This window comes from Paenibacillus sp. FSL L8-0340, from assembly GCF_038593145.1.
Classification (GTDB): domain Bacteria; phylum Bacillota; class Bacilli; order Paenibacillales; family Paenibacillaceae; genus Paenibacillus_AQ.
On record NZ_CP151967.1, the window covers coordinates 5,151,213 to 5,164,790 of the forward strand.

The 13,578-nt window shown below is 53.5% G+C and carries 15 protein-coding genes; all 15 read right to left on the reverse strand.

Going from position 1 to position 13,578, the window contains the following annotated elements; translation table 11 throughout:
* Nucleotides 1-44 precede the first annotated feature (44 nt).
* The 15 genes from dxs to spoIIIAE all read right to left on the reverse strand — a co-directional run bounded on the left by dxs (nucleotide 45) and on the right by spoIIIAE (nucleotide 13,556).
* Entirely contained in the window at nucleotides 45-1,949 is a 1,905-nt protein-coding gene (dxs, locus tag NST07_RS23570) for a 1-deoxy-D-xylulose-5-phosphate synthase (RefSeq protein WP_342480264.1), read from the reverse strand.
* Between the two features lie 96 nt (nucleotides 1,950-2,045).
* Complete coding sequence (locus NST07_RS23575; RefSeq protein ID WP_341094774.1) at nucleotides 2,046-2,993, reverse strand: polyprenyl synthetase family protein; 948 nt, start codon at nucleotides 2,991-2,993, stop codon at nucleotides 2,046-2,048.
* Entirely contained in the window at nucleotides 2,980-3,237 is a 258-nt protein-coding gene (gene xseB, locus NST07_RS23580) for an exodeoxyribonuclease VII small subunit (RefSeq protein WP_038594924.1), read from the reverse strand. The genes NST07_RS23575 and xseB overlap by 14 nt, the downstream gene beginning before the upstream one ends.
* On the reverse strand, nucleotides 3,209-4,594 hold the full coding sequence (gene xseA, locus NST07_RS23585) for an exodeoxyribonuclease VII large subunit (RefSeq protein WP_341094775.1): 1,386 nt from the start codon (nucleotides 4,592-4,594) through the stop codon (nucleotides 3,209-3,211). The genes xseB and xseA overlap by 29 nt, the downstream gene beginning before the upstream one ends.
* Nucleotides 4,595-4,604: 10 nt before the next feature.
* Nucleotides 4,605-5,462 carry a bifunctional methylenetetrahydrofolate dehydrogenase/methenyltetrahydrofolate cyclohydrolase FolD gene (gene folD, locus NST07_RS23590; protein WP_341094776.1) on the reverse strand — a complete coding sequence of 286 codons (858 nt, stop codon included), beginning with the start codon at nucleotides 5,460-5,462 and terminating at the stop codon, nucleotides 4,605-4,607.
* Between the two features lie 45 nt (nucleotides 5,463-5,507).
* Complete coding sequence (gene nusB, locus NST07_RS23595) at nucleotides 5,508-5,957, reverse strand: transcription antitermination factor NusB (protein WP_340897300.1); 450 nt, start codon at nucleotides 5,955-5,957, stop codon at nucleotides 5,508-5,510.
* A gap of 385 nt (nucleotides 5,958-6,342) precedes the next feature.
* Nucleotides 6,343-6,576: a DUF2273 domain-containing protein gene (locus tag NST07_RS23600; protein ID WP_038594928.1), complete on the reverse strand. Its 234-nt coding sequence runs from the start codon at nucleotides 6,574-6,576 to the stop codon at nucleotides 6,343-6,345.
* 14 nt (nucleotides 6,577-6,590) lie between these two features.
* Nucleotides 6,591-7,130, reverse strand: a complete 540-nt coding sequence (gene amaP, locus NST07_RS23605; protein ID WP_341094777.1) for an alkaline shock response membrane anchor protein AmaP — start codon at nucleotides 7,128-7,130, stop codon at nucleotides 6,591-6,593.
* Between the two features lie 74 nt (nucleotides 7,131-7,204).
* Complete coding sequence (locus NST07_RS23610) at nucleotides 7,205-7,621, reverse strand: Asp23/Gls24 family envelope stress response protein (RefSeq protein ID WP_341094779.1); 417 nt, start codon at nucleotides 7,619-7,621, stop codon at nucleotides 7,205-7,207.
* A 117-nt stretch (nucleotides 7,622-7,738) separates the two neighbouring features.
* Nucleotides 7,739-9,082: an acetyl-CoA carboxylase biotin carboxylase subunit gene (gene accC, locus NST07_RS23615; protein ID WP_038594931.1), complete on the reverse strand. Its 1,344-nt coding sequence runs from the start codon at nucleotides 9,080-9,082 to the stop codon at nucleotides 7,739-7,741.
* Between the two features lie 54 nt (nucleotides 9,083-9,136).
* Nucleotides 9,137-9,646: an acetyl-CoA carboxylase biotin carboxyl carrier protein gene (gene accB / locus NST07_RS23620; RefSeq protein ID WP_341094780.1), complete on the reverse strand. Its 510-nt coding sequence runs from the start codon at nucleotides 9,644-9,646 to the stop codon at nucleotides 9,137-9,139.
* A 151-nt stretch (nucleotides 9,647-9,797) separates the two neighbouring features.
* Entirely contained in the window at nucleotides 9,798-10,694 is an 897-nt protein-coding gene (locus NST07_RS23625; protein ID WP_341094781.1) for a SpoIIIAH-like family protein, read from the reverse strand.
* A 36-nt stretch (nucleotides 10,695-10,730) separates the two neighbouring features.
* On the reverse strand, nucleotides 10,731-11,375 hold the full coding sequence (spoIIIAG, locus tag NST07_RS23630; RefSeq protein ID WP_038594934.1) for a stage III sporulation protein AG: 645 nt from the start codon (nucleotides 11,373-11,375) through the stop codon (nucleotides 10,731-10,733).
* 51 nt (nucleotides 11,376-11,426) lie between these two features.
* Nucleotides 11,427-12,194 carry a stage III sporulation protein AF gene (gene spoIIIAF / locus NST07_RS23635; RefSeq protein ID WP_341094783.1) on the reverse strand — a complete coding sequence of 256 codons (768 nt, stop codon included), beginning with the start codon at nucleotides 12,192-12,194 and terminating at the stop codon, nucleotides 11,427-11,429.
* 96 nt (nucleotides 12,195-12,290) lie between these two features.
* Nucleotides 12,291-13,556 (reverse strand): stage III sporulation protein AE, encoded by a 1,266-nt coding sequence (gene spoIIIAE, locus NST07_RS23640; RefSeq protein WP_341094785.1) that lies wholly within the window; start codon nucleotides 13,554-13,556, stop codon nucleotides 12,291-12,293.
* Nucleotides 13,557-13,578 lie beyond the last annotated feature (22 nt).

Below are 13,578 nucleotides of genomic sequence, written 5' to 3' on the forward strand. Positions count from 1 at the left end.
GTTCATCTCCCGATCATTGGGCTCCCAAGTTCAGCTTCCTTCATTCAGGAAGTAGAAGTCGTCTTGTAAGTATATTTGCTTGAAGCCTTCATTGCCTTTATACGTCCGCACAGCGCTTCCACGGTAAGTCCCGTCTCCTGGCGCTGCTCTTTAATCGAGCCATGTTCAATAAACAGATCCGGCACACCCATTAAGTGAACGCGGGCATCATAAATTTCATGTTCGGCATAAAATTCAAGCACAGCACTGCCCAGAGAACCGGCCTGGCTGGCTTCCTCCAGCACTACCATGCTGGTTGCGGCATGGGCAAGCTCAAGCAGCATGGAGATGTCGAGCGGCTTCAGGAACCGCGCATTCACAACACCTACCTGAATGCCTTCACGCTTCAGAATCTCCGCCGCTTCCTCTGCTACCTGGACCATCGGTCCGCAGGCAAGCACCGCATAATCGTCACCCGGGCGCAGACGCTCCCAAGAGCCGATAGGCAGGCTGCGCAGCTCGGCGTCCAGTTGAACTCCGGTTCCGTCAATCCGCGGATAACGGTAGGCAATCGGACCGTCGTTGTACTCCAGCGCCGTCTTCATCATATGGCGCAGCTCATTCTCATCCTTCGGCATCATCATGACCAGATTCGGAATATGGCGCATAAAGGCGATGTCATACACCCCTTGATGCGTCTCGCCGTCAGCGCCGACGAAGCCGGCACGGTCAATCGCGAACATTACGTTGGCGTTATGCCGGCAGATATCGTGAACGATTTGATCGTACGCCCGCTGCATAAAGGTCGAATACACGGCAAATACCGGCTTCATGCCTTCCATTGCAAGTGCCGCACAGAGTGTTGCCGCATGCTGCTCGGCGATCCCGACATCAATCATCCGATCTGGAAATTCCTTGGCAAACGGGAATAAACCCGAACCTCCAGGCATCGCCGGGGTAACGGCAATGAGGCGCTTGTCCTCATGACCTAGTTCAATCAGCGTCTGCCCGAAGACTTCAGTGTACATCGGATTGCCCACAGCCTTAAGGGACTGTCCAGACTCAATCTTGTAAGGAGAAATGGCATGCGACTTATAGTAATCGGTTTCAGCCGGTTTATAACCTTTGCCCTTAGTGGTCAGCACATGCACCAGCACAGGTCCGGACACATTATCCGCCTGATGGAAGGTATCAACCAGCTTTTCCAGATCATGCCCGTCTACCGGCCCAAGATAGGTAAAGCCCAGTTCTTCAAACAGCACTCCGGGAACCATCATATATTTAAGACTGTCCTTGATCTTCTCAACGGTCTTGGCCAGCTTGCCGCCGATCGCCGGAATCTTCTTGAGGGATCTTTCAACTTCATCTTTGGCCCGGAGGTAATGGCGGTCGGAACGGATTTTGCTCAAATAATTGTGCATCGCCCCGACGTTGGGAGCAATGGACATTTCGTTGTCGTTCAGTATGACCATCAGCTTGCGTTTCTCATGACCGATATGGTTCAAGGCTTCAAAAGCCATCCCGCCGGTGAGCGCGCCATCGCCGATCACAGCAATTACCTTGTTGTCTTCGCCCTTCAAATCACGGGCCATAGCCATACCCATCGCAGCTGACAAAGAGGTGCTGCTGTGCCCGGCTTCCCATACGTCATGCTCGCTTTCAGAACGCTTTACAAAGCCGCATAGCCCATCACGCTTGCGCAGCGTGTCAAACCGGTCCTGGCGGCCGGTCAGTATCTTATGCACATAAGCCTGATGCCCTACGTCGTATATCATTTTGTCCCGGGGACTGTCATAGCAATAGTGCAAAGCCAGTGTAAGCTCCACTACCCCCAGGTTGGATCCGAGGTGCCCGCCGGTTACAGTAAGCTTCTCGATCAGAAACCGGCGGATTTCCTCCGCAAGGGTAGCCAGCTCCTCGGTTGACAAGGATTTAAGTTGCTCCGGATCATTTATTTGTGGAAGCAGCACGAGTATTCCCCGCTTTCCTAGATGTTGTAAAATATATAAAACCCATTATAACACAAACGAAACGGCTGTCGTAACACAGCCGCTCCCTAAATTTTTCTAATGATCGCGAGCCATTAAATACCCCGCGATTTCAAGCAGCCGTGTATTGTCGGCAAATCCGCCCTCAAGCACCGCGCTCCGGGCAGCGTCTGTTAGGCGTTTCACCTCTTCGCGCGAGGATTCCAGCCCGATGAAATACGGGTAGGTCACCTTTTGCTGCTTGATGTCGCTGCCTGTCTTTTTGCCGAGTTTGCCTTCGTCGCCGACCAGATCCAGAATATCATCCTGCACCTGAAAAGCCAGCCCGATATGGGTGCCGAACTCACGGAGCGCCTCCAGCTGCTTCTTATCGGCTCCGGCGATCCGTCCGCCCGCCAGCAGCGAGAAAACGATAAGATCGCCAGTCTTATGAAGATGAATGTACTGCAGCTGTTTCAGATCGGTCAGCCCCTGCTCACCCTCCATATCGGCAACCTGGCCGCCGACCATGCCGCGCGGACCGGCCATTTCGGCCAGGTCCTCCACGATGGACAGCACCTGCTCCGCAGGAATGCCATGGCGGCGGGAAGCCTGTACCACGCTGTAGAACGCATGCGTCAAAAGCGCATCGCCGGCCAAAATTGCCGTCGCTTCACCGAATACTTTGTGATTCGTCAATTTGCCGCGCCGGTAATCATCATTATCCATGGCCGGCAAATCGTCGTGAATCAGCGAATACGTATGCACCATCTCAATGGCCGCTGCTACCGGCAGAGCCGCCTCGCGGCTGCCTCCCAGCGCTTCACAGGCAGCGATGACGAGCAGCGGGCGGAGGCGCTTGCCTCCGGCCTGCAGCGAATAGTCCATCGCTTCCTTCAAGTGGACGGGGACTGTCCAGGCTGCCGGAAGCGTCCGCTCCATCTCAGCCGCAACCCGTTCGCAGACTTCGGCAATGTAATCCTTCAGCGGCGGTTGCTGCGCCTTGCCGGCAGCGCTTGTCTCCAAGTCATGCTCAAAGCGGCTCATCGGCATCCCCTTCCAGGCGGGCACCGAACGGTTTTTTGCGCAGCTCCCCATCCTCCAGGGTAATCATCTCAATCTTGCGTTCCACTTGTTCCAGCTTGCTGCCGCACAGCTGCGAGAGCTTCATGCCCTGCTGAAACAAATCTATAGCTTTCTCCAGGGGAACGTCGCCGTGCTCAAGCTCACGTACGATTTCCTCCAGCCGCTCCATGGCTCCTTCAAAATCCAGTTCCGCTTCCTTCGTCATCGTCTTTGCCATCCTCCTTCATTCCCCATACCTGGCAGCTTAGCTGTCCGTCACTGAGCTTTATATTCACTACATCGCCAAGCTCAACTTCCTTAAGCGATTTGATTAAATGCTGTTCCTGTTCATCGTAGACGAGGCTGTAGCCCCGCGACATGACCTTGAGCGGGCTGAGCGCATCCAGATGGCGCAGCTCCGACACATACCGTGAGCGCTTGTCCTGCAGGCGCGCCTGCATGGCCCCCGCCAGCTGGCGGGTCATGCTCTCCGCCTGCTGGCGGGCAGCGCTGACACTGCCCAGCGGATGGAACCGCTGCAGGCTGTGGTGCAGCACCGCCTGGCGCTCACGCGCACGGCGGTTCCGGGTCTCCGCTGCGCGTGTGAGCGCCGTGCGGAGCATATCCAGCCGCTGCGCGTGCTGGGTCAGCTGGCGGCGCGGGCCGACCAGCGCCAGCGAGCGCTGCAGCGAAGCCAGGCGCTCGCCGCCGCGTTGGGAGCGGCGCAGCAGGCCCTGGCGCAGCCGCTGCTCAGCCGTGCGCAGCTGGGCGGCCAGTTCAGCCGCACTCGGCACGGCCAGCTCTGCGGCGGCCGTAGGCGTCGCCGCCCGCAGGTCGGCGGCGAAATCGGCGATCGTAAAGTCGGTCTCGTGGCCGACGGCCGAGATGACCGGAATGCTTGACGCCGCGATGGCCCGGGCGACAGCTTCTTCGTTGAAGGCCCATAGCTCCTCCAGTGAGCCGCCGCCCCGGCCGACGATCAGCACATCGGCCTCGCCCATGTCATTTAAGGTTTCAATGGCCTTCACAATGGAAGGGCCTGCACCTTTGCCCTGGACAAGCACGGGATAGAGCACAATCGCCACCTGCGGAAAACGCCGCTGCAGCGTAATCACAATATCCCTAACCGCCGCGCCTGTAGGAGAAGTCACAACCCCGATACAGCGCGGGAACCGCGGCAGCGGCCGTTTGCGTGCGGCCGCGAACAGCCCCTCCTGCTCCAGCTTGCGCTTAAGCTGCTCGTAAGCCATGTACAGACTGCCGATCCCGTCAGGCTGCATATGCGTAGCATAGAACTGATACTGCCCGTCCCGTTCATATACGGTTACATTGCCTCTGGCAATAACCTTGGTGCCTTCCTTCGGGACAAAGGGCAGGCGCTGGTTATGCGAAGCGAACATTATCGCCTTGATCCGGCTGCTCTCATCCTTCAGCGTGAAATACATATGCCCGCTGCCGTGATGGGTGAAATTCGAGATTTCACCGCGAATCCACACATCGGACAGCAGGTTGTCGGAATCGAGCTTCATGCGGATGTAACGGTTAAGATCCTTTATCGAGTAGACTTGCCGTTCTGCCGCCATGAGCCCTGACCTATTCCAGGCCGCGGCGGCGTTTGGCCGCTATCAGCGTGTTGCTCATCAGCATGGTGATCGTCATTGGCCCCACTCCACCCGGTACTGGTGTAATGTATCCGGCAACTTCCTTGGCACTCTCATAATCGACATCACCGGCAAGCTTGCCGTTATCCAAACGGTTCATCCCGACGTCAATCACAACAGCTCCCGGCTTAACATAAGATCCGTCAATGAAGTTAGCCCGGCCGATGGCTACCACCAAAATGTCTGCCTGGCGGCTAAGCTCAGCAATGTTCGCGGTGCGCGAATGGCACATTGTTACCGTTGCATTCTCACGCTGCAGCAGCAGTGAGACCGGTTTGCCGACGATATTGCTGCGCCCGATGACTACAGCATGTTTGCCCGACAATTCAGTGCCGGTACGTTTAATCAGTTCGATGACTCCGGCAGGCGTACAAGGAAGCAGGCTGTCATCGCCGATGACCAGATTGCCGACATTGATAGGATGGAAGCCGTCAACATCTTTCTCCACAGATATAGCGTCAATGACTGCCTTCTCTTCAATATGCTTCGGAAGCGGCAGCTGAACCAGAATACCGTCAATATCATCACGGCTGTTCAGCTCTGCCACCAGCTTCAGAAGCTCTTCCTGGGAAGTGGAGGCATCCAGCCTGTGAACTTCCGAATGGAAGCCAAGCTGGGTGCTGGATTTCTCTTTATTGCGGACATACACCTGAGAAGCCGCATCTTCACCGACAAGAACGACAGCAAGACCGGGCTTCACGCCGCGTTCGGCCAGTCCGGTAACTTCCCGGGCAATGTCGATACGAATTTCGTCGGATACCTGTTTACCGCTGATGATTGCTGCTGTCATGTAAGTCTCTCCCCTTTTGTCTGATTAAGATATAAATAGAATACTTTAAAGGTCTGCTTTGAGCGTGTCAATCTCCTGAATCATCTTGCCGAGAACACCATTGACGAACTTGCCGGAATCGTCCGTACCGAAGTGCTTGGCCAGATCAATCGCCTCATTGACGGCAACCTTAGCCGGCACATCATTGCCAAACACCATTTCGAACGTGGCCAGGCGCAGAATCTGACGGTCCACCCGGGACAGCCGGCTCATCTGCCAGCCTTTAAGATAATGCTCAAGCATATCGTCGATCGCAACCTTATGCTCCCATACGCCATTTACGTGCTCAACGACATACGCCTTCAATTCAATTTCATCTGTAATGACACGTTCAGTCTCATTCTCTTCCGAAGCTTCCTCAATCAGCATCTCCACGGCTTCCGCACTGTCTACGTCATTCATTTCCATCTGGTACAGGCTTTGGACAATAATCTCTCTCGCTAAACGTCTTTTCATGTGTTTCCTCCTACAATCTAATCTTGCATTTTATATTACACTGCCGTGTTTCCACACCAGCCTGTCGCGTTGCATTTCATACAATTATTTTAAGCTAAATCAAGCAAATTCTATCCCTAAACAAGCTTTGCGGACCAATACTGCAATTTTAAATGTACAAAATGCAATTAAACAAGCGCAAAACTTCATTTTACGTTAGTTAAATAAACCTGTAGCCTAATCTCAACTGCTAGCCAGAGGGAATTGAGATACTGCTGCGGGCAATCCTGCAACGTTCCAGCCGATTACCGCCCTGCTCCAGAAAAAAAACCGCACAGCCCTTCTTCCGGCAAAACAGGCAACTCTAACGAACGGGTTCCAGCTCCGGGAGAAAGACTATAGCGGTTCACTTGAAGGGACGCCAGCGTCCGGACAGCCGCGCTACGAGCTCCTGCCACTGAAACAGGGGACCCTGCGCGGTATCCTTTCTTTTGCCGAACGTATATCCGATGAACACTACCAGTGCAAAGAACAGCATATCCCAAAAACCGCTAATCAAATAAATCAATCCGAGAACGATGCCGAAGGTGACTCCGGCGATTCTCCCCCCGTGACTTTCCCATACTTCTCTCCAGAACATAGGGAAACTCACCTCTATTCCACTCGACTTTTGAAGCTTGGAGACTGAGTAAGGTTGGCAATATATACAGAAACGTCAGCAACCGGAATTCCGGTTGTTTCCTGCACGAAATCATGCACCTGGCGCTGCACTTCCGTTGTAAGCAGCGGAAGGGAATGCTCGCCGTCCACCACTGCACGGATCATAATTTCGAGACCGGCCTGGGAAACGCGAATGCGCGATTTCAAATCCCTGATCCCTTTTACTTTAGCGGCAGCCTTGAGGCTCAGATTCTCAATGGTCTCTATTGAGATCTGAATATCCCCGTACTCCGTGCGCTGATCCACCGAAGGCAGCGAGGCCCGGTCCCGGCGCAAAGAGATGTAGAAGAATCGGATGCTGAGCAAGAACAGGATAACAGCCACGGCTATTACAGTTATATACGCTGCAGGGTCATCCGGAATCTCCAGCGTATCCGGAATAGCGCCGCTTAAGAGGAGGATGGCAATTACAGATAATATTCCGATACTTAAGCTGTACAGAAACAGCAGAAGTCTGTCCAAAATTTTTGCCACGAGTCACTTAACCTCCTTAAATTAGAGTAAACCCTCGACGGTGCTGTCGGGGGTTTATGGAAGAACGTTGGCCCTTATTTCACGCGGAGAACCGCGTCTGTATCTTCACTCTTGTCTGGAGTGTTATTGTTTCTGAATTGCACATCATGAATATGCACATTTACTTCCACAACAGTCAGACCTGTCATTGTCTCGATGGAACGTTTCACGTTGCGCTGAATTTCTCCAGCCACTTCCGGGAGACGGTTGCCGTACTCAATAATGACGGATACATCTACAGCCGCCTCACGTTGGCCAACCTCTACCTTAACGCCCTTGGACAGGTTCTTGCGTCCGAGAAGCTCCACGATTCCTCCGGCAAAGCCGCCGCTCATGCCAGCCACACCTTTAACTTCTACGGTTGCCAAACCTGCGATAACCTCGATCACTTCAGGAGCGATCTGAATCTCACCGATCTCCGTACGTTCGAATTCCGTCGGCAATGTACTCATTTTGGACTTCACACCTTTCAATCAAAAAGTTGTTCACAATTTCAAGCGCCAAGCACGTCTCTTATTAAACATACTATATCATTTGCCGAACTTTATGACAAACAATGAGAAGCCGTCCTAAATTTCATACTCCTCGAGGAATTTGATATCGAAATTGCCGTCCAGAAACACCGGGTGCTCCAGCAGTTTCTGATGGAAAGGAATTGTAGTATGTATGCCTTCCACAGCAAATTCAGCAAGCGCACGTTTCATCTTCGCAATCGCTTCCTGGCGCGTAGGCGCCCACACAATCAATTTGGCAATCATCGAGTCATAGAAAGGTGAGATTGTATATCCCGGATAAGCTGCGCTGTCTACACGTACACCCAGTCCGCCCGGAGGCAGATAAAAGCCAATCTTTCCCGGTGAAGGCATGAAGTTACGCTCCGGATCCTCTGCATTAATACGGCATTCAATCGACCAGCCGTTAATCACGATATCTTCCTGTGTAAAGGACAGCGGGTTCCCTTCAGCCACAGAGATCATTTCCTTAATCAGGTCAACGCCCGTAACCATCTCCGTTACCGGGTGTTCAACCTGAATCCGTGTATTCATCTCCATGAAATAAAACTGTCCGTCCGGACCCAGCAGAAACTCCAGCGTACCCGCTCCTGAGTAATTGACCGCCAGTGCGGCCCGCACCGCTGCTTGGCCCATAGCTTCGCGGATCTCCGGCGTAAGTACGGAGCATGGAGCTTCCTCCACCAGTTTCTGGCGGCGGCGCTGTACGGAGCAATCCCGTTCGCCTAGATGGACAACATTGCCGTGGTTATCAGCAATGATCTGAATCTCCACATGCTTCATGCCAGTCAGGAATTTCTCCAGGTATACGCCTGCATTGCCGAAAGCCTTCTGTGCTTCCTGCTGCGCGGCGGTAATCTGCTTCACGAGTGATTCCTCATCCTCGGCAATGCGGATGCCCTTGCCTCCGCCGCCTGCGGTAGCCTTAACGATAATCGGATAGCCGATATCGCGGCCCAGCATAATAGCCTCCTCCACATCGCCCACCAGCCCGTCAGAGCCGGGAATGATCGGCACGCCAGCCAGCTTCATCGTTTCCTTGGCTACAGCCTTGTCGCCCATACGCGTAATCGCGTCGGGGGACGGTCCGATGAAGGTAATATTGCAGGATCCGCAGATTTCTGCGAAATCGGCATTCTCAGCCAAAAAACCGTAGCCGGGATGAATGGCATCGCATTCAGTAAGCGTGGCCACACTCATAATATTTGTAAAATTCAGATAACTATCCTTCGACAGCATCGGGCCGATGCAGTAAGCTTCGTCCGCCAGCCGGACATGCAGTGAATCCCGGTCAGGCTCCGAATAGACTGCCACGGTGGAAATGCCCAGTTCACGGCAGGCCCTAATAATGCGGACCGCGATTTCGCCGCGGTTGGCAATCAACACTTTTTGAATGTTCATGCGTTTCCTCCCAAAGTTTAACGAAGCTTGCAAGCTCCTCAAGTTCTGCGTGCTTTATTCCGGTTTCACCAGAAACAGCGGCTGGCCGTATTCCACAAGCTGGCCATTCTCGGCAAGGACGGAAACGATCTCTCCGCGCACTTCAGCCTCCAGCTCATTCATCAGCTTCATCGCTTCAATAATGCAAACCGTTGATTTCTCGCTGACCCGGTCGCCGACATTAACAAAAGACGGGGTTTCCGGTGAAGCAGCACTATAGAAAGTCCCTACCATCGGTGAGACAATTTTATGTAATGCGCCTTCAGCGGGTGAAGATGGCGGCTGCTGTGCAGCAGGGATCTCATAAACGGCCGTAGGTGCAACTTGCTGCGGACTTTGCGGCTGCGGTGCCGGCGTAAAGGGATAGCCATAAGGAGTCGCCTGTATTGCTGTTCCATCAGCTTCAGGGCGATCCGGTTTTCGAATAGCCAGCTTCATTCCTTCGCTTTCAATCTCCAGCTCGTGTACGGAGGAGGTTTGGTCCAACAATTTAATCAATTCCTTAATTTCGCTTAACTTGAACATTTAATAGTTCACTCCTTCAGCTTTCTCTCGAAGCCACTCTTCTGATACGGTCAAGATAACTTTATGTATTATATCACAAACGATAGAAATGGAAAGAGCCCGGGGCGCACCCGGGCTCTTTCGGCATTTTCTTTAGTTTTCGACAGGCTGATTATTGCTCGCTGACATATTGGACTCTGATCTTGTCCTGGGAAACGCTTAGTTCCTTCATCACAAGATCCACGATTCCAACTGCTTGCTTCACATCCAGCTTCTCGCTCAGCACCACCACGGTGTAAGCATCTCCGGATTCTTCTTTGACAATGGCTTCACCATATTTTTTCTGCAGTTGCTCTTCAATTCCGGTGATTTTGGTTTCTTTTTCTTCAAGCTTGTTCAGCTGTTCATGGGCAACTGCATTTTCGGCAGGGGTTTTGTCCATGTCATTGATCAGGGCCAGCAAATCGTTGTAATTCTTCAGATTCTGCTGCTCGCGTTCATAGAGGTAGTTGTTGAACAGGCTGCTTGCAGAAACACTCTGGGAGGCTACCTCATCCAGAATTTCATCGTCGCCCTTGGCTGGAGTTTTCTCTGTGGAAGCTGCTGTAGTATCTTTATCGGCTGCTGCGGAGGTATCTGCAGCTGCGGTTTTTGAATCGCTTGATTTGTCGTCCTTTGCGGCCGCTGTCTTATCGGCGTCTTCACCTTTGGCATTCGCCGGCAGGGTGCTGTCATCTTTTACTGCGGCATCATCGTTGTCACCTTTCGCGGCGACAGTGCTGTCATTGGTGCTGTCATCAGCAGCGACGGCAGTGTTGTCGTCCGCAGTACCCGTTGTTCCGGCATCAGCAGTAAGTGCGTCCTTTGTGTCCACTTCATTAATGACCAAGCCGTTATCCAGTACTGTTGAATTCGCGCCAGTTTCCTTGAGGTTATCCACTTGAATACTTCCCGCTGTTTCCTGGGGGACCGAGGCCCCGGAGTCCTCTGTGAATAAATAGTATGCGGATAGCACAACCATTAAGCTGAGCATGGATACCAACCAAATCGTTTGTCTTTTGCCCTTCATTTTTTATTCCTCCTCAAAGTTTGTACATGTAATCAATCACTGCTCCTGCTTGCGCGGCACTACGGATATGCGGTAGCTAGGCACGTTCAGACCCTTCTCGACAGCCTCTTCAATCAATCCCCGGACGACTTTGTTCTCCGCTCCCTTGGCAACGACGAGAACGCCGCGCACCTGGGGTTTTATCCGCTTGGTTATAATCGGGGTTTCGTCGCCCGATTGGCTGTAGGTGACGATCTCGCCATCCCGTGTGTATTGGGTAGTGTGCCGTTTGCCTCCGTTGGCATCGGTCTCTTCACTCTGCTGCTGGGAATCGTTCATATCCCGGACCACGACAATTTCTTCAGTAGAATCCACAGTGACCATAATATCGACCGTGCCTACACCAACGATTTTCTCCAGAATTTCTTTCGTGCGGTTCTCCATTGCCAGCTCAATGCCATCAAATGAATTGGGAGTGCTCAATTCCCCTTGCTGCAGCGTTGCCTGCGAACTCTCGCTTACCGGCGGTTCTCTTCCAGTGTTCTCGCTGTCCAGCTTTTTCACGTTCACGAAGGAGTTGAACAGCATGATTGCCGCACCCAGCAGTCCCAAAATAATCAGCCAACGGAAGGTATGACTCCTTTTCGGACTGCCGGACCCGCCCCCTGCCCATTGCTCCAGTTTCTTCAGCCAATTGCCCACTTCTTATCCCTCCTCCGGTTACCGGCGTATGCCGTATTGGTAGAGCTATATCTATAATTTCTCGGCGCCGTTTTTACCGCCTTGAATATGAATTGCACCGCGTTCTAAATTCCAGTTCTGCTCCAGCAGCTTGATGATCAATTCCTCATCGGTAGTTGCACTGGAGCTGTCTTCAACCGATGTCCCGGCTTCTGTTCCAACCTCAGCCGCCTCTCCCTCTTCACCGCCCAGGCTAACCTGCACAGGTTCCACAGGCTGGATGATGATCGGCTCTGCTGTGTCTGCGCCATTGTTTAATTCCGCACCTGTACCCCCAGCCTCCACTGCCCCGGCCGCTGCCGGCAAGGAGACGGTCACCGAAGAGATTAACGGAACCTCTTCACCGCCGCCCTCCCCCGGAGCCTTGCCCATCTCCAGTGTTACGGTGACTTTTGCCCCGCCTACCCCTGTGCTGCCGGCAATCTGGTCTCTCATCTGCCCAGCCACCTCTTCGGCGGCCAGCTTCAGACTTTGTTCCTTCGCTCCTGCAGCCAGCATCCGCCCGTCCGCCAGGATTTTCTCCAGCGAGTCTGCTCCGTCACCTGCACCGGACAAAAGACCGCCGTGTTTCTCCTGCTGCACCATCGCCACACTCAGCTCTGCTGCAGCATCTCCTTTCAGAAAAGAGACAATCGGGCTCAGCATAGTAAGCAGGACCAGCAGACTGAGCACCAGCCTGGCATAACGCTCCATCGACTTGCTCGGAAGCAGCATTTCCACGAAGGCGGCCATCAGCACCACCAGAATGAGCTCCCGCAGCCATCCGCCCAACCAGGTCATTGTCTACCTCCTACAAGTTTTGTTAGGACTGCATCGCAGTACTCGCTTCGATAATACTTACTTTGGAGAAAAAACCGCTTTGAAGCTGTTCCCTGTTCACCTCATCATGACGGTGACATTGCCGGCTGTCAGCATGATCGTGACGGCCAGGAAGAACATCAGTGATACGGCGGCCAGCGCCGCGAATACATAAATCATGCTTTTGCCGATCGTCTGCAGGCAGGTTACAATCGGTGTCTCGCCCAGCGGCTGCATGACTGCTGCGGCCACATTGTAGATCAGCGCGAGAACCAGGATTTTGATCGCCGGAAAAGCACAAAGGAAGAGGATGATAATGACGCCCGACAACCCGATGGCATTCTTCACCAGCAGTGAGGCCGAGATCACCGTATCGGTGGCGTCCGCGAACATTTTGCCGATTACCGGCACGAAATTCCCCGTAATATATTTGGCGGCACGGATGGTCACTCCGTCCGTAACCGAGCTGGTAATCCCTCTGACAGATATGACGCCCAGGAACACGGTCAGCAGTACGCCGAGCATTCCCGCTCCGATGTTGCGCAGCAGATTGGCCAGCTGGGTCAGCTTGTATTTCTCGGACATTGCGCTCACCAGATGCAGCACCGCCGAGAAGAACAGCAGCGGGAACACGACGGTGTGGATGAGCGTGCCCACCGCATGGATCATAAAAACAATCAGCGGATGGGTAACCGACACCGTAACGATGTTGCCCATCGAAGCCAAAAGCGCGAAGAGCAGCGGGATCATCGCCATCATGAAATCGATCATCCGGTCGATGGCATCCTTGGCATAACCGATTGCGATATTGAAGCTGTTGACTGCGATGACCAGCACAACCATGTAACAGAGCATATAGGCGATTTTACTGACTGATTTCCGTTCAAAAGCGGTCTGCAGCGTCTCCAGAATCATGCTGAGCACACTGACCATAACGATCGTCACCAGTAGCTTGCCGTTGTATAGCACCTCGTGCCACATGTAGGAGGTCAGTCCGGTCAGCACGCTTTTGAAGCTGAGTCCCTTCTCCCCCGGCAGCAGCATATCCATCAGCGAAGGAGTCTTCCCGTCCGGAAAAAATCCTCCGTAATCCTTCATCAGCTGGTCCCAGTACGACTCCACCTTGTCTGTCGGCAGACTTTGCATTTGCCCCTTCACCCACTGATCCACTGGAGAGGAAGTTCCTCCCTGGGTGGGTGGAGACGTTGGTGAGGCAGTTGGAGCAGTGGTTGGCGCAGCGGCTGTAGCCTTGGCGGTATCCGCACACCACAGAAACAGCAGGCAGAACAGGAGCAGCAGCAGCATTTTTAGTTTTGGCGGACGAAAAATACTGCGTTGACGCATATCCTTTCCTCCCGCCTTTCTC